Origin of the sequence: Mesorhizobium sp. M0030, from assembly GCF_040323695.1 — a bacterium.
Classification (GTDB): Bacteria; Pseudomonadota; Alphaproteobacteria; order Rhizobiales; family Rhizobiaceae; genus Mesorhizobium.
Genome location: NZ_JAMYVE010000020.1, coordinates 1 through 19,461 on the forward strand (window position 1 = coordinate 1; position 19,461 = coordinate 19,461).

The following is a 19,461-nucleotide window of genomic DNA, read 5'->3' on the forward strand; positions in this document are numbered from 1 at the left end:
GTTCGGGCGTGCGCTCGCTCTTCGAGGCACCCAGCGCCTCGTCCATCTCGGCCTCAAGCACCTCCTGCATCACCGCACGGAGCACCTCGTGCAATCCATCCGGGTTCGAAAGCAAAATGTCTTTGACGGCAGCGCTGGCGGTCTTAACTTCAGTCTTGGTCATGGCGGCGTTCCTTCGCGGGAATCAGTGACGTGAACAATCACCAGCCTGCCATGACCGCCCCCTCTCAGCGAATTTGCAGAACTCTCAGCACACTACCGGGGCAATGTGGATCGGTGCCTAATTTGCATAACGCCAAGCAAACACAAGAGATTGAGGCTGGCTTACCTTCTCCGTTGCTTGCAGGAATACTCCTTCATTGCAATGGATTTGCACCATCTGCTCCTGCCGGTCTCCGCCGCACCTGGTGTTCCGGCCCTTTCAGGGGCTCGGCTCGATCGGCGTGACCACCCTGATCAACCATCGACATAGCCGTCGAATACCGCTTTACTCTCGGCTGTCCGTTCGGGGCATGGCGGGGTGCCTCCCCGATCACGAAGCAGCACCCGAACAAGCCCGTGACCAGCGCGTCCCCGCTTCCGAGACTTTCTCACTCAGTAAGGCTATGCGCCCGCCGCCACCTGCGGGCTACGCCGGCATCAACCGGCGGGCAGATGGGCCGAGGGCAATAAGCGGGCCTGGCGCAACGCCGCCAGATCAGCCGAGCCGGTGCAGAAGCAGGCGACGGCCAACTGGCGGATGACGATCTCGAAATGCGCGACAACGGCCTCGGTGGATACCGTAGCCGCGCGCAGCACGCCGGCTGCCTGCCCGGCGATGTCCGCGCCGAGGCGGATAGCCTTGGCCACGTCGACGCCGTCGCTGACCCCGCCCGACGCGATCAGCTTCACCGCTGGCAGCGCCCGACGTACCGCCTGCACGCTGGCCGGGGTCGGGATCCCCCAATCGGCGAACGCCATCGCAACTGTACGGTCGGCGGCATCGGGGGCCCGCTCGCCCTCCACTGCGGCCCAACTGGTGCCGCCGGCGCCGGCGACATCGATCACCGCCACGCCCGCCTGAACGAGCGCACAAGCCACCGAGGCAGAGAGGCCCGACCCCACTTCCTTGGCCACGATCGGCACGCCGACGCTACGTGCGGCGCGAGCGATCTGGGCCAGGACGCCGCGCCAGTCGCGGTCGCCCTCCGGCTGTACCGCTTCCTGCAGCGGATTGAGATGGACAATGAGTCCATCGGCCTCTAGTGCATCCACCGCCCGGCGCGCGAGGTCCAGGCCGTCGGCCTCGCGCAGTTGCGCGGCGCCGATATTGGCCAGCAAGGGAACGTCTGGGGCCAGGCGGCGCAGCGCGCGCGTCAGCCCCTGGGAGTTGCGGGATTGCAGGCTCACGCGCTGCGAACCGACGCACATGGCGATCCCCAAGGCTTGCGCTGCCTCGCTCAGATGGCGGTTAATGGCCTCGGCGCGTGGCATGCCGCCGGTCATGGAGCTGATCAGCAGAGGCGCGCGCATGGTCTTGCCCAGCAGCGAGGCGCTGAGGTCGATCTGCGTCAGGTCCAACTCGGGCAATGCGCAGTGTTCGAAACGAATGTACTCCCAGCCAGCGGCCTTGGCCCGTGCCGTTGGCCGATCCAGCACGATGTCCAGGTGGTTGTCCTTGCGCCGGCTCAACTTGGTGTCGCTGATGCTCGCTCCATCCGCGTCATCGGGCGACGGCGTTGAGTCGGATCGGACCGACGGCAGCGCGCGCACGCCGCCGTTTTCCGCGCGTTCAAGCCGGCGCACGCTGGCCTCCGCCCGCAGCGTCGCTGCGGTACCGGCTGTTTGAGGTCTGGTAGTACTGCGCGCGGATGGCCGCCATGGCTTCGATCAACGGTCCCCACGGCGGGGGAAAACGTTCTTCCGCCATCACCCGGTGCAGCATGCGTGTGTGGCCGGCCAACTCGTCGGTGAGGAACTCCACCACAGGCATGGCCGGATAGCGCTGCAGCAGCAGGATCGCCGCGTTGTCGGCCTCGCCGGCCGATCTATCCTTTTCGCGTCCATGCAGATCGTTCTGCAAGCGCCCTATCGCGGAGATGAGCCGCAGGGCCTGGCGAAACGCCGGACGCGCGCGCAAGGTCGCCATGTCCAGCCCCCACAGCAACGACAGGCAACAGAACACGTTCGAGTAGGCGATCGAATCCACGCCGTTCTGCAAGTACTCGGCGTAGGACCAGCGCTCCTCCCCTGCCGCCTGCGCGTGTCCGGTGCGCAGCGCCGCGCAGTAGCACCGGGTATCCTCGAGAAGCTGGGCATAGTCGCGACGATCGTAGGCGAGCGCGGCGAGCGAGGCGCGCAGCACAGCACAGCCCTCGAATCCGGGGAGCACGCACGGCACGCCTTGCCCCAGCGCCTGCTCAACCGCGGCGATCTGCTCCGGCGCGATCAGGTCAAGGTCGTTGCAATCGTCGAGCCAGAACAGCAGCGCCAGTTCGCGATAGAACGCCACGATCAGCGTTTCGTCGAGCGGATCGCGGCCTGTGCGGGCGCTGGTGTCGCGCAGGCTCGGCTGGATGCGCTGCAGGATGTACTGGCCGCCCCTGACCGCTTCTATGGCATGCTCGTCGGCGAACCCGGTCAGGGAACGCCCCCACTCCAGCACCTGCTGCAGCGCGCGATCGGTCGGGATCATGGCCCCCCTCCTGCTCGCTCGGCCGAGACGCGCCGCCCCCAACGAAGCGCCAGCCACAACCCGGCGAGTTCGGCCACGCGCACCACCCGGGTGGGGCAATACAGTTGCTTGCCGATCCACAGCGGTGTCTGGGGCAGTGCGTGGGCTGCGTGGCGGGCGAGCATCCACTTCAGCGCACGCCCCACCGCCTGCGCGATGCGCCGGCGCCCTGCCGGCTCTTCGCTCCCGTCCATTACGTGCAACGCGAACAGCGCATAGGCGGTTTCCTCGAATGTAGACGCGCGACCGGCGCCCCAGCCGCCGTCGTCGCGCTGCGCCCGCAGCAGCCCCGCCAGCGCGCGCTCGTCGCGCCAATGGGGGTTGCCTTGCGCGAGCGCAGCGACCGCATGCGCGGTGGGATAGAGCCACGAAACGTGCCATTTTTCGTTGTCCCATAGACCGTGCGGGTTGCGATTGGCCTCGACGTAGGCGCTGGTGCCGGCGGCGAGTTTTCCTAACGTTCGCAACGCATGCAGGGCATGGATGTTGGTCGACACCGAGGCATTGCGCTCGCCCGGGAAGGTGACGAAGAGCTCGCCGGTTTCGAACTGGTGCAACGCGTCGGCCGCCGGGTCGCGGCCTGCAAGGCGAAGGACGCACAACGCAACGGCGGTGTCGTCCGCATCGGCCGCGAAGTGCAAGGCAGGGCCCAGACCGCGGACTCCGAGGCGGGCGTCGAGCTGCGCGATGATCACTTGCACCGCCTCGGCCAGCGCGGGATGCGCGAACAGACCGGCCAGATGCAGGGTGTACAGCGACCAGCATGGCTCGAACACATTGATCGGCCAGACGTTGGGAACGACACCTTCGATGCCGGTGCGCGTCGCCCGCGATGCCGCCTGCAGATACCCGTCGGTGCGCCCGACTTGCGCCGTTCTTCCCTGTGTCACGGCGTGCGCACGCCACGCGGCGGTGGCCGCTGGACTGATGCCAATGCTGCCGTCGTCGTCCGGGCATGCGGTGGCCGGCGAAGTCCCCCAGGCTTCCCAGGAGTGCAGCAACGGATGGCCGCTCGGCAACGTCGCCACATCCCCCAGCTTGACCAGGCGTGCTTGCCGCAACGGCAACAGCGCCGGGTGGCGCGGAAACGCCAAGCCGCCCAGCAAGGATGCGGCCTCGTTGCACAACTGCGGCAGGATCAGCTCCGCCCCGATGGGCGCGTCTTCCGGCACCGAATGCGCGTAGGGATCGGGCTGGCGCTCGAGGAACCGGATTGCAGCCCGGGCTGCGTCAGCAGCTTCGGGAAGAGGATCGGCACGCTGCAATGCCAGCAACGCCGCCCAGGTAGGCGCATGGCGAAACAGCGGGAAGTCCGCACTTCCCCATCCGCCATCGGCTCGTTGCTGCGCAATGAGCCACGCGTACGCGTCGTGCCGACCGGTGACGTTGCCGTCGAACTGCAGAGCTCGCGCCGTGTCGTATACGGACGGACCGACGCTGCCGCCGTCGCTCATCTCGCTCAGCAGGTGACGCAATTCGGAAAGGATCTGTTCGGACAGCGCGTTCACGGGGGATGTTCCTTCTGCAGAGGGCCAACGAGAACAGAAACGTGCAGACGCCGCGCACGTCGCCGCCGACACGGACACAGTGCAGCATCCAGCGCCCGCCGGCCGATCGCACCAGCACAGGGGCGAGTCCTTACGGATAATGGGCCGCTCATGCGTATGGCGCGGACAGATACTGGTCGGCCCGCTGCAGCATCTGCGCCAACCCTTCCGCACGCGGCCCCAGAGGGGCGATGGCCTCCCCGGCGTCGTGCAACAAGGACAGCGCGAACAGGCGCGCTGCCTGCAACCCCATGATCGACGCGCAGGTCGGCTTCTGCGCCGCCGCGTCCTTGCCGTGGGTCTTGCCAAGAGTCGCGGTATCCGCCGTCGCGTCGAGAATGTCGTCGGCCACCTGCAACGCCAGGCCATAACAGGCGGTGTAGCGATCGAGCGCACTGTACAGCGCAGCGTGCGCGGCATCCTCCGCGATGGAGTATAGCGCGCCCATGCGAACCGACGCGCGCACTAGCGCTCCGGTTTTCATCCGGTGCATCGCCAGGATCTTGTCCAGCCCGGCGTGCTTTCCGACCAGCGACAGATCCATGGCCTGCCCGCCTGCGGCACCCTCGGCGGACACCGCCTGCGCCAGTTCGCGCACGAGCGCAATACGATTGTCGCCCGGCGCATCCAGGCTCGCCAGCGTCAGGAAGGCGTGGGCCTGCAGCGCATCGCCGACCAGGATCGCAGTGGCTTCGCCGAACTTTACGTGCACGGTCGGAAGGCCGCGGCGAAGCACGTCGTCGTCCATCGCGGGCAGATCGTCGTGGACCAGGGTACAGGCGTGCATCATCTCGATGGCGGCACCGACGTCGTCGAGCATGTGCGCCGGCGTGCCCGCCAGTGCGCCGGCAGCCAGACAGAGCAAGGCGCGGGTGCGCTTCCCGCCATGCAAGGTGGCGTAGCGCATGGCCGCCATCAGCTCCGTCTTACCGTCGTCTTCGGCGCAGAGCAGACGCCCCAGAGCCTGTTCGACCCGCTTTGCGCCGTCCTGCATCCAGATCTCCGGGAGCAGCCCGCCGGAGGCGGCGCGCGCCTGCGCGCCCAATCCGCCGAATGCGGAAACGCCGATTCGGTCGCGTGGAGTGGAACCGGTCTGCATGTTGTTGATGTCCTTGTAGCTGAGACGGCCACGGCGAGCGCAAGTCGTCACACGAGTGCGAGCGCCGAGTGCAGCAATGCCGCGCCTCGCCGGCGCGGCTGCCTTCCACACGGGGCATGCGATGCCAGCTCATGAGAAGCCTATGCGGATTGCCATGGACGGATGTGCGGTCGGGTAATAGCGCCGGCCTTTTTCGACGTCGCTCAGCAATTGCGGCCGCACCCCGGCCTTGTGCATGGTCAGCGCCAATGCGATGCAGAACTGCACCATTTCCAGCCATACGAGGTGGTAGCCGATACAGACGTGTGGGCCGGTACCGAACTGCAGCATGTCCACGGGCCGGATCGGCTCTGTGCGTAGCAGCCACCGCGCCAGGCGGAACTGATCAGGCGCCTCGTGCAGCAGCGCCGAGGTCGAGAAATGCAGCAGCGGGATGCATAGGTGGGTGCCCGCGGGAATGCGCCGTTGGCCGAGTTGCAATTCCTGCAGCGCGCGACGCGGCAGGAGCGTGGTCGCCGGATGCAGGCGCAGTGTCTCGCGGAACAGCGCCTCGGCGACCGGACACTGCGCCAGGTCCGCGTGCCGGGTCGGCACCGCGCCCACGCGTTGCGCCTCCTCGACCAGGGCGTCCCACAGCACAGGCTGCCGCGCCAGCTGGATCACGATCCAGGCCATCGTCGAGGCAGTGGTGTCGTGACCGGCAAGCAGCAGCAAGCGAATATTCGCGACCAGGACGTCATCGGAGAGCGGACCGTCGCTGCTGTCAAAAGCGCTCACCATGTCGTTGATGAACCCGGTGCGCGCGGCATGCGCGCGCGCATCGCGGACGAACCGGCGCAACTGCGCGTCGATCCAGTCGCGGGCGGAGCGGCCGCGCCGCAAAGGCAATCCGGGCAGGTCGACCGGTGGCGCGATGATCAACTGCAGCAATTGCCGGTACTTGCGATGCCATCCCGGCAGGTCCTGCGCGGGGATTCCCATGAGGCTGAAGATGAGCTTCAGCATCAGGTCGCCGGTCTCGCGCAGGATAGTTACCTCGCCGCGGGCGCGCCACGCCTGCACCCGCGCCTGGATGACGGGCGCGAACAGGTCGCCGATCCCGGCCTGGGTCAGTCCCTTGGGCAAGAACGCTGCCTTGATGGCATCGCGCGCCTGCCGGTGCGCGCCGCCGTCCAGGGCAACCAACGTTCCGCCAAGCAATTCGGGCGCGATCTCTTCGATCAGCGCCGAGGACACGTCCTTGTGCTTGAGCAGTGAGAAAGCGTCCGGATCCACACAGGTCATCAGATGTCCGGCAGGGCCGAAATCCAGCCAGAAGTGGCTGCCCAGCGTCCGTTCTGCGCGTTGCAGCAGGCGCGGCAGGTCGCAGACAATGGCGGGAAGATGCCCGACCAGGGGGAAAGCGCCGGGCATGACCGGGATGTCGGATCGCAGCCGGTGCCGACGGTTGAGTGGGTTGAGCAGCATGTCCATCAGCAGCGCGCCGCCGTCGCCGATTCGGTGTCGCCGGCAGGGCGCGCGGCGCAGCTGTTGCCACCGTCCGCGTATGTTGGCACATGCGCCAGCATGCCGCCATCGATGCACACGACCTGGCCGGTGATGAACGCAGCATCGGCGGAGAGCAGGAACGCCACGAGCGCGGCCACGTCCTCGGGGCGGCCGACGCGCTGCAGGAGCTGGTGCCGGCGCAGATGCCGTTGCATGCACTCGTCCAGCTTGGCGAGGAGACGCTCGGTCATGATAAGACCCGGCGCAACCGCGTTGCAGCGAATCTGCGCATGACCGTACTGGGTGGCGAGCGAAGCCGAGAGCATGTTCATCGCCGCCTTCGACGCGCCATAGGACGTCTGCGCCGTGTCACCGCTGAGCCCTTGGCACGACGACATGTTGACGATCGCGCCACCGCCGCGGGCGATCATCCGTGGGATGGCCTGCCGGCAGCAGAGCAGCGTGCCGCGCAGATTGGTCGCCATGGTCTGATCCCAGACTGCCAGGTCCAGGTCGAGGATCGCGCAGTCGCGCGGGGTCAGATGCATGGCGCTCGCATTGTTAACCAGCAGGTCGACCCCCCCGAAGTGCCGCTCCGCCGTCTCGAACAGCGCTGCCACCGCCTGATCATCGGCGATATCCATGGCTATGGGCAGCGCGTGGCCTGCATCGGCCGCGATCTGCGCGGTGCAGGCGATGGCCGCCGAGCCATCAATGTCGGCCACCACCACTCTGCCGCCCCCGCGCGCGATGGCGAGAGCGCATGCCTTGCCGATGCCGGCGCCGGCGCCGGTCACCACGGCCACCTTGCCTTCAAACCGTCCCATCGTGCCTCCTGAATTGCATTGTTCTTCGGGGGCATGCCGCTCGGCCTGCGCCGGAGAAGGCGCAGGGTCGGCGCTGGCGCGCTCGTCATGGCCGGCGTCGCTTTCGATCACCCGAATGGCGGCGACCGGGCACTGGTTGGCCGCAAGCCGCACGGCGTCATGCAGCGCCTGCGGGACCGTCGCCACGCACACTTCGGCCACGCCGTCCGGTTCGCGCTGGCGAAAGGCGCCCGGCAGCGTCAGCACGCACTGTCCGGTAGTTCCGCACAGATCCTGATCGACCACGACGCGCATCTCAGCCCTCCTGCCCATGCAGCCGCACCGGCAGCGCGCGGAACGTCCTAAGGAACGCGGAGGGCTCCCGGGTCGGCTGCTCGGCCAATGCCAGCGTGGGGAAGCGCGCCTGGATCCGCGGCAGGCTTTCGGCCAACTGCACCCGGGCCAGTTGCGCACCAAGGCAGAAGTGGATGCCGTGGCCGAAGGTCAGCATGATCTTCCCGTCGATCGACATGCCAGGACTGGTGCCGCAGAACCGCACGGGATCGAAGCTATCGGGATCTGCGAAGGCGTCCGGGTCGCGATTGCCGGCCGCGATCAGCACGCGCACGTCCGCGTTCTTCGGGATCACGACGCCGCCCAATTCGATGTCGCGCTGGGCGATACGCGGAATGGAGCTGAACATGGCGGGCGCGTCGTAGCGCAGGGCTTCTTCGACGAATGCCTTCACCCCCACGGCATCTCCCTTCAACCAGTGCCGCTGTTCGGGATACGCCAGCATCGCCAGGACAGCATGGCCGATGGCCGCAGCAGTGGTGGCGAAGCCGCCCAGCAGCATGCCCCAGAGCATGCTGATCAATTCCGCATCCGACAGCGTCTCGGCATCCTCGTCGTGTGCGCCGACCAGCATTGACACGATGTCGTGGCGGGAATCGGTGCGCTTGCGCTGTATGAGGTCGCCGAAGTAGGCCTGCACCCTGGCGCTGGCCTCGTCCCCCGCGGCGAGCTGCGGATCGCTGGCGAGCGGGCTCAGGCCTTCCAGAATGGCGCTGATGCCGGTGACGAGCGCGAGAATGTCGTCCGGGGGCATGCCGAACAGTTCGCAGAAAACCAGCATGGGCAAGGCCAGCGCGAATTCCCGATGCAGGTCCACCGCCTCCCCGCGCTCCAGCGCGGGCGCCATGCCGTCCAGGCGCGCTGCGACAATGCGAGCGATGGTCGGCCTCAGCTTGTCGATCTGGCCCATGGTGAAATCGCGCGAGATCAGCCGGCGCAGACGCGTATGCGTTGGAGGTTCCTTCATCGCTAAAGTGGACGCCAGCAGACTTAGCGACAGGCTGGTCGCCGCACGCGGGAAATAGCGCGCCAGTTCGCCTGGTGCCGGCCCCCGAAAAGCATCGCCAGTGGCTTTTAGCGCCCAGTAGATGTCGGCGTGGCGGCTCAACAGAAAGAGGCCCGACGCCGCGCGATGTACCGGATCGTGCTCGCGCAACCACCGCATGAATGGGTACGGGTCCTGAATGCACGCTGGCGACGCCAGTTCGGCGAAGGCGTCCCGGCATGCTGCCGTGGTTTCTTGCACGTCCATCTTGGTCACCTGTTGGCTGGCTTCTGATCGGCGCGCGGCAGGCGCGCCGGCAATTCGAGAACATCGGGATTCCTGGTGGCGTCCGCGCATCACCAGAGCACCGGGAACTCCTCGAACCCGCCAGTGATGATCTCCTTGCGCAACTTCAGTTCTTCGGGCGGCACGGCCAGGCGCAGCGCGGGAAAGCGCTGGAAGATCGAACCGAACACCGCCTTGAGTTCCAGCCTGGCCAGCGCCAAGCCGACGCAGTTGTGGGGCCCGTAGGAGAACGCCAGGTGCGGGTTTTCGTCACGTCCGATGTCAAAGATTTCCGGGTCGTCGAAATGGCGCGGATCGAACGACGTCGCCGGCAGGCCGACCAGCACCTTGCTCTCCGCGGGAACATGCATGCCCGCGATGATCACGTCGGTCCTCGGATAGCGCATGATGCCGTCCCAGCCGGCGCCCGGCGGGTACATGCGCAGGATTTCCTCCACCGCCTTGTCCACCAGGGATGGATCGCCGACCAGGCGTTCGCGCTGTTGTGGATGGCGGAACATGGCCAGCAGGCCGAATTCGATCTGCGCGACGGTGCTCTCGTGACCCGCCACGAGCATGCCCGCGGCCAGGCCGATCGCCTCTTCCTCGGTCGCCTTGCCCTGGTCGACCGCCGCGAGCAGGTCCGTCAGCAGGTTGTCGCCCGGATCCTGGCGCTTGTCCCGCATCTTGCCGCGAATGTAGGCGCGGAGTTCTTCCCAGGCCAAGCGCGACGCGCTTCGCGGGCCGCTTTCATGCTGGTGCGTCATCACCTCGTCGGACAGCCCGGCGAAAAAGGCGTGATCCTCGTAGAGCACGCCCATCAGCGCGCTGATGACCATGGCCGGAAGCGGAAAGGAGAGGTGGCGCCGCAGATCGGCGGGCTGGGGCTGGGCCGCCAGCGTCTCGAACAACTGCGCGGCGATCGCCTCCAGTTGCTGCGTGAGCTGCGTCACCCTGCCATTGCTGAAGGCCGGGGCCACGATCGTGCGTAACCGCGTATGCTCGCCCCCCTTGTGCGAGACCAGCCATCCTGGCGAACCGAGAATCACCGAATCCGGGGTGAATGCCGCCGGCGGCATTCCGGCGGGCCGGAACGCCGCGTCGGTCAACACCGCCTTGGCCTCGTCATAGCCTGTGATCCACCAGCCTTCGTGCCCGGACGGGAAGCGCACGCGGTGGATCGGACCGTTGGCCCGTAGCGCCAACATCTCGGGCGAGGGCTCAATGTGATCGACCCGCCACATCGGCAGCGTCGGCAAAGGTTGTTCGGACATGCTGGCACTTCACTCTATAGCGATGGAAGGGCGGAAGGTGACCGGCGGGTGCTGGTGCTGCGGCAGCGAAGGCCTAAGACGGCATGTAGAGGACGTCGTCCGAAGGCAGACCGATTATCAACATCGGCCAACGTGTAACTGTCTAGGCACACCGCGCGGCGAGTTGCAGAACTTTATCCCGCACCATCGATTTCAGGATAAGGTCGGTGTGGTGGGCCTTTGAGCCGCCGCCAGCCAAGATTTCCTGCGCAAGGGTCGACAAGAGCGGCGAGCTGGTGGGTAAGGGCGGTTTCGCCGAGGACCCCATGCCCATAGGCGCTATCCGACGCGGATTTGACATTTTGCTTTTCTTTCTTCGTTCCATTAGTGCCATCCACGAAATGAAAGTCGGTCGGCGGCTCCCGGCCCGCAACGAAGAGGCTTCAAACCTCGTGCCAATTTGGCCGACCGAAGAAAAAAATCTGTGATGCTTTTAGGGGCTTAGCCTGAGGCCAGAGAAGAGCTAGGCGAAATAGGCCGGTGTCGCCGGCCAACAAAGGCGACGGAACAGTGTCGGACAGAACGCCTCGGCGACCTTTAGGTCGGGCTTGCGACATTCTGGTCCAGTTTCGAACATAAGAGGGCGGCAAACAGACACGATTGTGGAATTCGATCCTCACGGAATCACGGCGCTTGCCGAAGAACGCGCGCTCATGGTTGCTGCGACAGGCGCGTGTTCGCGATAGCCGTGCCTCCGCACGCAAGAACACGCTAGTGGCACACGCTACACAATCGCTGCAGTGCCCGCCGGTGTGGGGTAGTGCATCGGCTCGGCTTCCGGTTCGTCTTTGCCCAGCCGGGGCGCCGAATACCCGCACCATACAGCACCGTTGTTGCGTGTGGTGACGAGGCGGTTATAGCGCGCGCCCGATCTTCCAAGACACGGCCTCCGAGAAGAAAGGGGCGGTCCAACGGCACCTCTATTCCAAATGGCACGCCGCTTGCTGCTCCTGGTTAGAGCACCATCAAATCACGATGAAAGCGACTTGTGCCATGCCCGATACGCGAAGCTCCAGACCGTGGCCTGAGGAGACGGTGCCCCTTCCAGCTGAACATCGGGGCATCGTCTCCTCCGGAAGTCCGTTCTGGGTGGCCGCTTTGCGCATGGCTGGTCCGATGCCGGCGCGCCAACGCGGGCCGCGCGCGCAAATGCGGTTTGCCGGTTCTGTTCAGCATGTGAGTGCCGAAAAGCCTTGTCAAAGGGTCGTCACCCAAACCAAGGCCGGCGGGTCACTGCCACATATCGACAACATGCTGAACCAGTCCAGTGACGCGGAATCCAATGACGCGGGTCTGTTGCGTGAAGTGACATTTCAGGCCCCCACATGCTTTGCGATATTGGCTCCTTCCGGCCGCTATCCCTTTTCCAAACGCACTATCGCTAGTGACCGATCCCGCTTCCGGCGCCATAGCCGTGGAAAGCAACCGGCTCGACGGTGTCCAGCTCGCTCAGATCGATTGCGTTCGGGTGGCCAAGACCAACCGCCAAGACGTTCCCATACGTCGGGAGGGAAAAAGGAGGTTGCGAGCCGCGAGGCCCTCATTCCGTGCCGGGGATACGAGCCTTTGCCCGGTATTGCGCCAGCCTCTGCCAGAATTCAGCGCAGTCTTCTTCAGGAGCAACTTGATGACAGTTCGAAAGAAAGTTCCCTTCGTCACCTTTCTCACGCGTGTTCACGATAAGTCAGTCCAGGGGCCGAATCCATATCGCTGGCAAGAAAAAACATCTGACGACTACTTTGCCGGCAAGCGGGTCATCCTGTTCTCGCTGCCTGGCGCCTTCACCCCGACCTGCTCGACCTACCAATTGCCCAAGTTCGAAGAGCTCTATGATGAGTTTGCGAAGCAGGGAATTGACGCGATTTACTGCCTCTCAGTCAACGATGCCTTTGTCATGAATGCGTGGGGGAAGTCCTTGGGCCTGAAGCAGGTCCAGCTCATCCCCGATGGCTCAGGCGAGTTCACACGCAAGATGGGCATGCTGGTTGCCAAGGACAATCTCGGATTCGGGATGCGCTCATGGCGCTACGCCGCCCTGATCAACAATGGCGTGGTGGAGCACTGGTTCGAGGAGGAAGGTTTCTCCGACAACTGCGAGGCCGACCCGTATGGCGTCTCATCCCCGCAAAACGTTCTCGAAACGCTGAGAGCCGCCGCATGACCTAGAAAACGTCTCACTGGCGCCATTGCAGGCCCCAAGAGGCTCCTCGACAGGATTATCGCACTCACCATGCAATCTTCAGCAAGCCTGTTTCAGCGCCAGAAGCAATCCATCGTCGCATCGCCTCAACTCATTGAGTCGATTCGCTTGCTGCAACTGGCGCATACCGAACTGCATCAGTTCGTGGAGGGGGAAATCGAGAAGAACCCGCTCTTGGAATCTGCGTCAAACGATGGCGGGCCTTTTGACGATGCTTCGATTTCGGGAGCGGATCAGCCTGTCGGCTTTGGGGCAAACCCCGTTGAAGGTCCGACCGGGGCAGGGTCGCCTGAACGGCTCGGGCAATGGAAATCACTTCGCAACACGACCAACAACCCGCCGGGCAATGGCCCTTCCCTCGACGAGTTTGCCACCCTCGCCGAAACATTGCACGACCATGTCGCTCGTCAGATCGCCCTCACTGCGTTCACACCACAGGAGCGGCTGATCGCTGGCCAGCTTGCCGCCGATCTGGAAGACACTGGCTATCTTCGGGCAAACCTTTTGGAGCTGGCCGAGAGCCTAAATGTCCATGAGGCTGTTGTGGAACGGGTTCTCGGAACCTTGCAGCAATTTGATCCACCGGGAGTTTTTGCGCGAAGTCTCAGAGAATGCCTCGAGATTCAGTTGCGCCAGCGAAACCGGCTCGACCCGGCAATGGCAGCTTTGGTTGCCCATCTTGAAATGCTTGCGCGACGCGATTTTGAGGCGCTGAAGCAGCATTGCGGCGTCGATGAAGAAGACCTTCTCGACATGATGCATGAGGTTCGTGCGCTCGATCCAAAGCCTGGGAACAGATTCGAATCCGGTGCGTCTGAATCAATCATACCCGACGTCTGGGTCACGCCCTCGCCGCAAGGCGGGTGGCAGATCGAACTTGATCCCGCCACGCTGCCGAAGCTGCTGATCAACCAAACCTACTATGCCGAAGTCACGCGTCAGACTGCCCAAAATTCGAAAGATCAAGCATTTCTCGACGAATGCTTGCAAAACGCGAACTGGCTAATCCGCAGCCTCGATCAGCGCGCCAAGACGATTGTTAAGGTTGCGGCTGAAATCGTGCGTCAGCAGGATGCCTTTTTGGAACATGGCGTCGCCCACCTGCGGCCTCTCAATCTTAGAACCGTCGCTGACGCGATCGGCGTGCACGAGTCGACGGTAAGCCGGGTGACCTCGAACAAGTACATGCTTACCCCGCGCGGAGTTTTTGAACTGAAGTATTTTTTCACCGTCGCGATCGCGTCCTGCCAAGGCGGCGATGCGCACTCCGCCGAAGCTGTCCGGCATCGGATCAAAGCGATCATTGCCGCAGAATCTCCCGGCGACGTGCTTTCCGACGAGGACATCGCTGTCCGGCTGAAGGAAACCGGCATTGATGTTGCGCGCCGCACCGTCACAAAGTATCGCGAAGCAATGAACATCCCCTCCTCCGTACAACGCCGCCGGGAAATGCGCTTGTGTTTTTAGATTTGGGTCAAGGCAGCCAACATCACGTTGCATTGCATCAAAGTGGAGACTTCGTTCATGACCCGATCCGCAGCAGGCGTTATGAACGCTGTTCTGCACGACCCAGAAAAGCCAGTCCCACCGTCTGGTCCCGCATGGGGTGCCGTCATTTCGCTTTCCTTGGGCACCTTCGGGCTGGTCACGGCAGAGTTTCTGCCTGTCAGCCTGCTCACGCCCCTCGCGCATGATCTCGGTATCAGCGAGGGAGCGGCTGGACAGGCGATGACGGCGACAGCTATCGTCGGGGCGATCTCGGCGCCGACGGTGGCCATCATCACAAAGCGCCTGGACCGCAGGACCGTGATGTGGACCATGACGCTGCTGCTGATCCTGTCGGACGTTCTGGCGGCCGGCGCGTGGTCGCTGGCGGTTCTCCTGACTGCACGCGTCGTGCTCGGCATAGCGCTCGGAGGCTTCTGGTCGATGTCGGCAGCACTGGCGATGCGGCTCGTTCCAAGCCACCTCCTGCCGCGCGCTATGTCGATCATCCTCACCGGCGTTTCCGTAGCTACCGTCTGCGCAGCTCCAATCGGCGCTTATGTCGGCGACATCTGGGGATGGCGAAGCGCCTTCACGCTCGCCGCAGCCGGCGGCGTCGCTACACTGCTCGTGCAGCTCATAACCATTCCGAGACTGCCTCCGATTGGAGTGACTAGCGTCCGCAGCCTGCTGGATGTGGCAAAGATTCCGATGGTCAAGGTTGCGCTTTTTGTCATCCTGCTGGTCGCTTCCGGCCACTTCGCCGGAATCACCTATATCCGCGCCTTCCTCGAAAAGATTCCCGCGCTTGACGTCGAGACGATCTCGCTTGTGTTGCTTGCTTTTGGCATCGGCGGATTCTTCGGCAATTTGGCCGGCGGGCTTCTGGCCGAGTACAGTCTCAAGGCAGTCGCGGCACTTGCACCGCTGCTCATAGGGATAGCGGCTGTTTCGCTACTGACGGCGGGAGCATCGGCCTTCGCCTCGGGGATTGCGGTTGGCGCGTGGGGCTTTGCCTTCGGCGCGGTGCCAGTGGGATTGCAGACGTGGATGGTGCGGCGGGCCGTTCCCGAGCAGGCCGAAAGCGCCGGTGTGCTGATGGTCGTAGCATTCCAAGTGGCAATCGCAGCCGGCGCGATTTTCGGCGGGCTGTTGGTGGAGAATGCGGGGATCGCCAGCGCCATTGCCTACAGTGCTGTTGCCACGTTCATCGCTGCCCTCATAGTGTTCCTGCTCGGCCCGAAGCGCTAAACCTGGACCGCCTGACAGGAGAGATCTCAGCAGCGCAGCGGGACGAGAGATGCGATGCACGGCTCGGCGCGATCCTCCGCTTGCATGGACCAGCGGAAGCGCCTCGCCGGCTTCACCTCCGGGCCATGGCGACCTTCCCCGCCAGACACGTGGACCTCGCCGGCACCGGTTTCCATTTGGCGACGGTGAGCGCTGCCGGCGCGATGGAACGCTTGCTGGCGGTCATATCCGCATCCTGGGCAAGCGACAGCTACGCGCCGGCCATGCCCGTCAGAACGCCGGTGACGATGCCGCTCGGTAGCGCAGACAGGCAGCGAATTGCCAGTCGTATCAACGGCGGCCGGATTACCGTCGACCGCGCGTACCTTGTTTCGGCCGCAGACTAACCTAGATCCCCGAACGTGTCGCTGGATTGCGCGATTGTTGCGCCAGTGCAGGCGGGCATTGGCGACGGTGTCGAGCCAGTCCTGCAACTGGTCGTTCAGGTCGTTGAGATTGCGGAACGAGCGGGCCAGGAAGAAGTCCTCGTGGACGTAGCGAAACGGTCGCTCGACCTGGCCCTTGGTTTTTAGGCGATACGCGCAGCAGAATCTGCAGGTCCTGGTGCATGCATGACGATAGGCGGCGAAGATGTAGCGCGCGTGGCCAAGCGGCGACGGATCGCTTCACGGCGGTGTAGCCGCCTTCATAACCGCGTTCGCGAATCTGCGCTTCAGCCGAACGGCGGTGGGATCGCGATAGGCGGCAACGCTTTCACGCAGATAGTCGACAAAGGGCGCAATCTTGTTGTCGGAGCGGAGGGCCTGCTCCGTCGTTAGCGTCCGAGCCGTTCTTGATAAAACGCCGGGCAACCGACACCTACTGACGTGTTTGTCGAATCCGCGACACATTGTTTTCGGCCTGACAGTCTGCTGCACTCCGGGTCAAGTCACTGAACAAAACTCAGAAAAACTATTTCTCAGGCTCCCTCGGCGCAATTGACATGAATTTTGAGACGTTCTCATCATATTGGGAGGCCATGCAACAAAATTGTAAAACAACTCATTTAAGGAATGTTTTGCAACAGAAGGTCGGCGGAAATGAAATTACTTCACGGGCGATCGAGTTACCCCAAACAAACGTGGGCGCTAAGTAAAACTTTAGGTGTCGATATATGTTAAAGCGGGCAATAATACTCTTTGAAGGCGTAAGTAATAGCCTTTTATACATTAAAGCCGCTAGGAGCCTTGATATTTATCCCATTACCATATCTGCTGACCCGGAGTTATTTGATTACCTCGCGGCATTGGGAATTGAGGCGGTCCGTGTCGATAACAACGACTTCGATTCGCTGATCCGAGAATGTATCCGGCTACGATCGACCTATGAAATAGCGGTATTACCAGCGCCCAGGAGTCGGCCTATGCGATGGTTGGCCAGCTCTGCCGGTACTTCGATCTGCCGGGACCGAACGCCATGGCGGTTGAACGGTGTTGCGACAAATTCGTTCAACGTCAGCTGCTCGCTGAGGCTGGCCTTCGAGTACCTGCATATCGTTTGGCAGTGAATGCGACGGAGGTTGAACGCTCTGCCACCGAAATCGGCCTACCGGTAATTCTCAAGCCAGCCATCGGCATCGGCAGCAGTGGTGTCCGATTGTGCCGCACTCTCGATGAGATGGCCGAACATATGATCTATCTGTTGAGTGGGAAGCACAAATGGCGGTCCTCACCAAGGATACTTGTCGAAGAGTTCGCACAAGGCCCCCAGTATAACCTAGAAATAATGGGAGGTCAGGTTATCGCCATTGGCGCTGCGAACTACGGTCCACCTAATTTCTTCTGTCGTGGACACATCTATCCGGCCCCGCTGTCTGAGGAAGAGTGCAAACGTATCGCAGATCTTTCGCTGAGTTGTTTGCGAGCTCTCGGGCTCGGTTGGGGGCCGACGAACATTGAACTTAGGTGGACGAACCACGGTCCAACCGTCATTGAAGTCAATCCGCGTCTTGCGGGTTCGCCCGTTCCTAACATGGTCCAACTGGCTTACGGTGTCGATCTCATCACCAACCACATCAGGCTCGTTGTTGGTGAGGAATTGGATTTGCGCGAAAGGCAGTCACACGCTGCGGCCTCGCGGTACCTACTTCCCGAGTGCGATGGCACTCTCGATCGGATCGATGGCGGGAGACGGGCGGCTGCCCTATCGGGTGTTGCCGAGGTAAAATTTTACGTTGAACCCAAGGCGCCGATAATCATGAACAGCGATTCCGGAGACCGCATCGCACATGTTGTCGCTACTTCGCCCAGCCGTGCTCGGACAGAGGCGATACTGCAGGATGCCGTCGACTTAATCGATTGGTCGATAACTCCATTTCCGACCCTATCTGGAGCGGATTAGGCTTGAACCATTCGGGCTGTGCAGTTGTAGGCCGAGATGAAGGGCCGACGATCCGCCGAGACAAGCTGGCGATGCCCTCCGCCTGCAACAAAAATCCGAATCGCGACGCAGCACTGGCGCAGCTCTTGCAGGCAACTGATGGAGTTCGATCCACATTGCCTCTCTTGGCCCTTTCGAAAGTCCATGGTCACCGTTGATGCGGGTAGGCGCTTGCCTGTGACATCATAATAGCGTTCAGATTGGAAATACTTATGATCACGTATCAGACCGAACGTTTAATTCTCACCTCCATGCGACCCGAACACACGGCGGAATTGTTCCAGTTGCATGCCGATCCCGTGGTTCAGAAGATAATCTATGATAATACTCCGCAAACGATTGAGGATGTGCGCGAGTGGGTCGAAAGGTCTTTGACCCAGTGGCGCAAGAACGGCTTCGGCACCTGGATCGTATACCAAAATGCAGTGACAGTCCGGTTTTCATCGGTCGCTGTGGCCTGCGCGACCACGCTGACCCAAATAATATCGAACTCTCTATTTCATTGGTCGAACGCGGAGTTGGACGAGGTTTGGGGCTGGAGGCCGCACGATTCGCCATCACGCACGCTTTGCGAAGTTCGACCAAGGAAAAGGTAGTCGGTCTCATTAGGCATTGTAATTTGCGGTCGCAGCGAGCAGCCACAAAGCTTGGGCTGCGGTATATTGACGACCGCTGGCATGACGGCAGATTCTACCAATATTACGAAATGACCCGCGAGGAGTATTTTTCCCAGCCGCGGCACCGGGTGCCACGGTAAGTGGATACACTGAGGGGTAACGTGTGCTGCGATTTGGCATGGGATTGAGGACATCGGTTCCGGAGAGGGGCGTCAATCGGGGAACCGAAGCAAGCAACTTTGCTGTTCTTTCGCGGTTGATATTGCCGCTGCATCATGGAGCGACGGGGCTGGGGGGCAAACATTGGGATCAGATCAAACCGGCAGAATCCTGTCTGCTCTGATGGCCATTCTTGCGTCCGGCGATAGAGTTCCCCTGTCTTCTCACGATTGCGGCCTGGCTGCGCCATTGAAGCAACGAGATCGGCACCTTATGCCGGATCGCATGGACCTCGTTGTAGGCGCCAATCCTCCAACTTTTGATAGGCATTGTTATAAGCCCGAAGGAACCCCGCATTTCGATGCGGACGCGACAGCGAGCACAGCATGAGCACGATTTGCACAATCATTCGACATATTGTCGATGTCGCGCCTGGATCGGCTGAAGCACTACGGTTTGCATTTCGCGAAATACGCGGACGGTTTGCTCGGGGTGATGCCGAAGTAAAAACCAGAAGGGAAACACTTGTCGACGCGTTTCTAGTTGCGCTGAGCGCTGCAAATGCCCTAGAAATTCGAAGCCTCCTGAATCTATCATAAGTCCGAATCCAGTAACCTAATTTGTCCAACAAGCACAGCATTAGGGTTGAGGCGGGATCCAGAAAATTCGAAAAGCTTCCAGGAACCCCAGGGAAAATTTGTCGGTTCGTCGATATCGCGATCTGAGCCGGCGATTATTTCG

16 protein-coding genes and 3 pseudogenes are annotated in these 19,461 nt (G+C 62.7%); 8 read left to right on the forward strand and 11 right to left on the reverse strand.

Translation table 11 applies throughout. The features are described from left to right. From NKJ80_RS28710 to NKJ80_RS28755, 10 genes and pseudogenes are all read right to left on the reverse strand, one after another. Positions 1 to 163, reverse strand: a 163-nt coding sequence (locus NKJ80_RS28710; protein ID WP_352498808.1) for a transposase, incomplete at its 3' end; no start/stop codon positions are given. A 476-nt stretch (positions 164 to 639) separates the two neighbouring features. Continuing rightward, a complete protein-coding gene (gene fni, locus NKJ80_RS28715; protein ID WP_502902246.1) occupies positions 640 to 1,743 on the reverse strand; it encodes a type 2 isopentenyl-diphosphate Delta-isomerase in 1,104 nt (367 codons plus the stop codon). 28 nt (positions 1,744 to 1,771) lie between these two features. Next, on the reverse strand, positions 1,772 to 2,674 hold the full coding sequence (locus NKJ80_RS28720) for a terpene synthase family protein (RefSeq protein WP_352498786.1): 903 nt from the start codon (positions 2,672 to 2,674) through the stop codon (positions 1,772 to 1,774). Then, positions 2,671 to 4,221 (reverse strand): hypothetical protein, encoded by a 1,551-nt coding sequence (locus tag NKJ80_RS28725; RefSeq protein ID WP_352498787.1) that lies wholly within the window; start codon positions 4,219 to 4,221, stop codon positions 2,671 to 2,673. The genes NKJ80_RS28720 and NKJ80_RS28725 overlap by 4 nt, the downstream gene beginning before the upstream one ends. A gap of 148 nt (positions 4,222 to 4,369) precedes the next feature. Beyond that, a complete protein-coding gene (locus tag NKJ80_RS28730; protein ID WP_352498788.1) occupies positions 4,370 to 5,359 on the reverse strand; it encodes a polyprenyl synthetase family protein in 990 nt (329 codons plus the stop codon). A 129-nt stretch (positions 5,360 to 5,488) separates the two neighbouring features. Next, the gene (locus NKJ80_RS28735; protein WP_352498789.1) at positions 5,489 to 6,832 is read right to left on the reverse strand and encodes a cytochrome P450; all 1,344 of its coding nucleotides are present in this window, start codon (positions 6,830 to 6,832) and stop codon (positions 5,489 to 5,491) included. Continuing rightward, a complete protein-coding gene (locus NKJ80_RS28740; protein WP_031204274.1) occupies positions 6,832 to 7,674 on the reverse strand; it encodes a glucose 1-dehydrogenase in 843 nt (280 codons plus the stop codon). The genes NKJ80_RS28735 and NKJ80_RS28740 overlap by 1 nt, the downstream gene beginning before the upstream one ends. 168 nt (positions 7,675 to 7,842) lie before the next feature. After that, positions 7,843 to 7,986 (reverse strand): annotated as a pseudogene (locus NKJ80_RS31530) (ferredoxin); the annotation flags it as partial. Next, a complete protein-coding gene (locus NKJ80_RS28750; RefSeq protein ID WP_352498790.1) occupies positions 7,970 to 9,259 on the reverse strand; it encodes a cytochrome P450 in 1,290 nt (429 codons plus the stop codon). The pseudogene NKJ80_RS31530 and the gene NKJ80_RS28750, both read right to left, overlap by 17 nt. A gap of 89 nt (positions 9,260 to 9,348) precedes the next feature. Further along, complete coding sequence (locus NKJ80_RS28755; RefSeq protein ID WP_352498791.1) at positions 9,349 to 10,551, reverse strand: cytochrome P450; 1,203 nt, start codon at positions 10,549 to 10,551, stop codon at positions 9,349 to 9,351. Between the two features lie 206 nt (positions 10,552 to 10,757). Here NKJ80_RS28755 and NKJ80_RS28760 point away from each other — a divergent pair, with 206 nt between their 5' ends. From NKJ80_RS28760 to NKJ80_RS31535, 5 genes are all read left to right on the forward strand, one after another. Beyond that, positions 10,758 to 11,018 (forward strand): hypothetical protein, encoded by a 261-nt coding sequence (locus NKJ80_RS28760; RefSeq protein ID WP_352498792.1) that lies wholly within the window; start codon positions 10,758 to 10,760, stop codon positions 11,016 to 11,018. 1,199 nt (positions 11,019 to 12,217) lie between these two features. After that, positions 12,218 to 12,751, forward strand: a complete 534-nt coding sequence (locus NKJ80_RS28765) for a peroxiredoxin (RefSeq protein ID WP_031243734.1) — start codon at positions 12,218 to 12,220, stop codon at positions 12,749 to 12,751. A 69-nt stretch (positions 12,752 to 12,820) separates the two neighbouring features. Continuing rightward, positions 12,821 to 14,257 (forward strand): RNA polymerase factor sigma-54, encoded by a 1,437-nt coding sequence (gene rpoN / locus NKJ80_RS28770; protein WP_352498793.1) that lies wholly within the window; start codon positions 12,821 to 12,823, stop codon positions 14,255 to 14,257. Between the two features lie 57 nt (positions 14,258 to 14,314). Beyond that, positions 14,315 to 15,526 carry an MFS transporter gene (locus NKJ80_RS28775; RefSeq protein WP_352498794.1) on the forward strand — a complete coding sequence of 404 codons (1,212 nt, stop codon included), beginning with the start codon at positions 14,315 to 14,317 and terminating at the stop codon, positions 15,524 to 15,526. A 125-nt stretch (positions 15,527 to 15,651) separates the two neighbouring features. Then, the gene (locus NKJ80_RS31535) at positions 15,652 to 15,912 is read left to right on the forward strand and encodes a hypothetical protein (protein ID WP_023748880.1); all 261 of its coding nucleotides are present in this window, start codon (positions 15,652 to 15,654) and stop codon (positions 15,910 to 15,912) included. Between the two features lie 15 nt (positions 15,913 to 15,927). Here the strand turns inward: NKJ80_RS31535 and NKJ80_RS28785 are convergent. Beyond that, a pseudogene (locus NKJ80_RS28785) lies at positions 15,928 to 16,119 on the reverse strand (IS21 family transposase); the annotation flags it as partial. 560 nt (positions 16,120 to 16,679) lie between these two features. On the opposite strand from NKJ80_RS28785, the pseudogene NKJ80_RS28790 reads away from it, so the two are divergent. The 3 genes and pseudogenes from NKJ80_RS28790 to NKJ80_RS28800 all read left to right on the forward strand — a co-directional run bounded on the left by NKJ80_RS28790 (position 16,680) and on the right by NKJ80_RS28800 (position 18,701). After that, positions 16,680 to 17,905, forward strand: a pseudogene (locus NKJ80_RS28790) (ATP-grasp domain-containing protein). Positions 17,906 to 18,156: 251 nt separating this feature from the next. Further along, on the forward strand, positions 18,157 to 18,540 hold the full coding sequence (locus tag NKJ80_RS28795) for a GNAT family N-acetyltransferase (RefSeq protein ID WP_352498795.1): 384 nt from the start codon (positions 18,157 to 18,159) through the stop codon (positions 18,538 to 18,540). Then, positions 18,429 to 18,701: a GNAT family N-acetyltransferase gene (locus NKJ80_RS28800; RefSeq protein ID WP_352498810.1), complete on the forward strand. Its 273-nt coding sequence runs from the start codon at positions 18,429 to 18,431 to the stop codon at positions 18,699 to 18,701. The genes NKJ80_RS28795 and NKJ80_RS28800 overlap by 112 nt, the downstream gene beginning before the upstream one ends. Positions 18,702 to 19,461: the final 760 nt, after the last annotated feature.

Coding starts and splice junctions, on each gene's coding strand:
- NKJ80_RS28720 (WP_352498786.1), bottom strand. CDS start 2,674: ATGATCCCGACCGATCGCGCGCTGCAGCAGGTGCTGGAGTGGGGGCGT.
- NKJ80_RS28730 (WP_352498788.1), bottom strand. CDS start 5,359: ATGCAGACCGGTTCCACTCCACGCGACCGAATCGGCGTTTCCGCATTC.
- NKJ80_RS28735 (WP_352498789.1), bottom strand. CDS start 6,832: ATGGACATGCTGCTCAACCCACTCAACCGTCGGCACCGGCTGCGATCC.
- NKJ80_RS28740 (WP_031204274.1), bottom strand. CDS start 7,674: ATGGGACGGTTTGAAGGCAAGGTGGCCGTGGTGACCGGCGCCGGCGCC.
- NKJ80_RS28750 (WP_352498790.1), bottom strand. CDS start 9,259: ATGGACGTGCAAGAAACCACGGCAGCATGCCGGGACGCCTTCGCCGAA.
- NKJ80_RS28755 (WP_352498791.1), bottom strand. CDS start 10,551: ATGTCCGAACAACCTTTGCCGACGCTGCCGATGTGGCGGGTCGATCAC.
- NKJ80_RS28765 (WP_031243734.1), top strand. CDS start 12,218: ATGACAGTTCGAAAGAAAGTTCCCTTCGTCACCTTTCTCACGCGTGTT.
- rpoN (WP_352498793.1), top strand. CDS start 12,821: ATGCAATCTTCAGCAAGCCTGTTTCAGCGCCAGAAGCAATCCATCGTC.
- NKJ80_RS28775 (WP_352498794.1), top strand. CDS start 14,315: ATGACCCGATCCGCAGCAGGCGTTATGAACGCTGTTCTGCACGACCCA.
- NKJ80_RS31535 (WP_023748880.1), top strand. CDS start 15,652: ATGGCGACCTTCCCCGCCAGACACGTGGACCTCGCCGGCACCGGTTTC.
- NKJ80_RS28795 (WP_352498795.1), top strand. CDS start 18,157: ATGATCACGTATCAGACCGAACGTTTAATTCTCACCTCCATGCGACCC.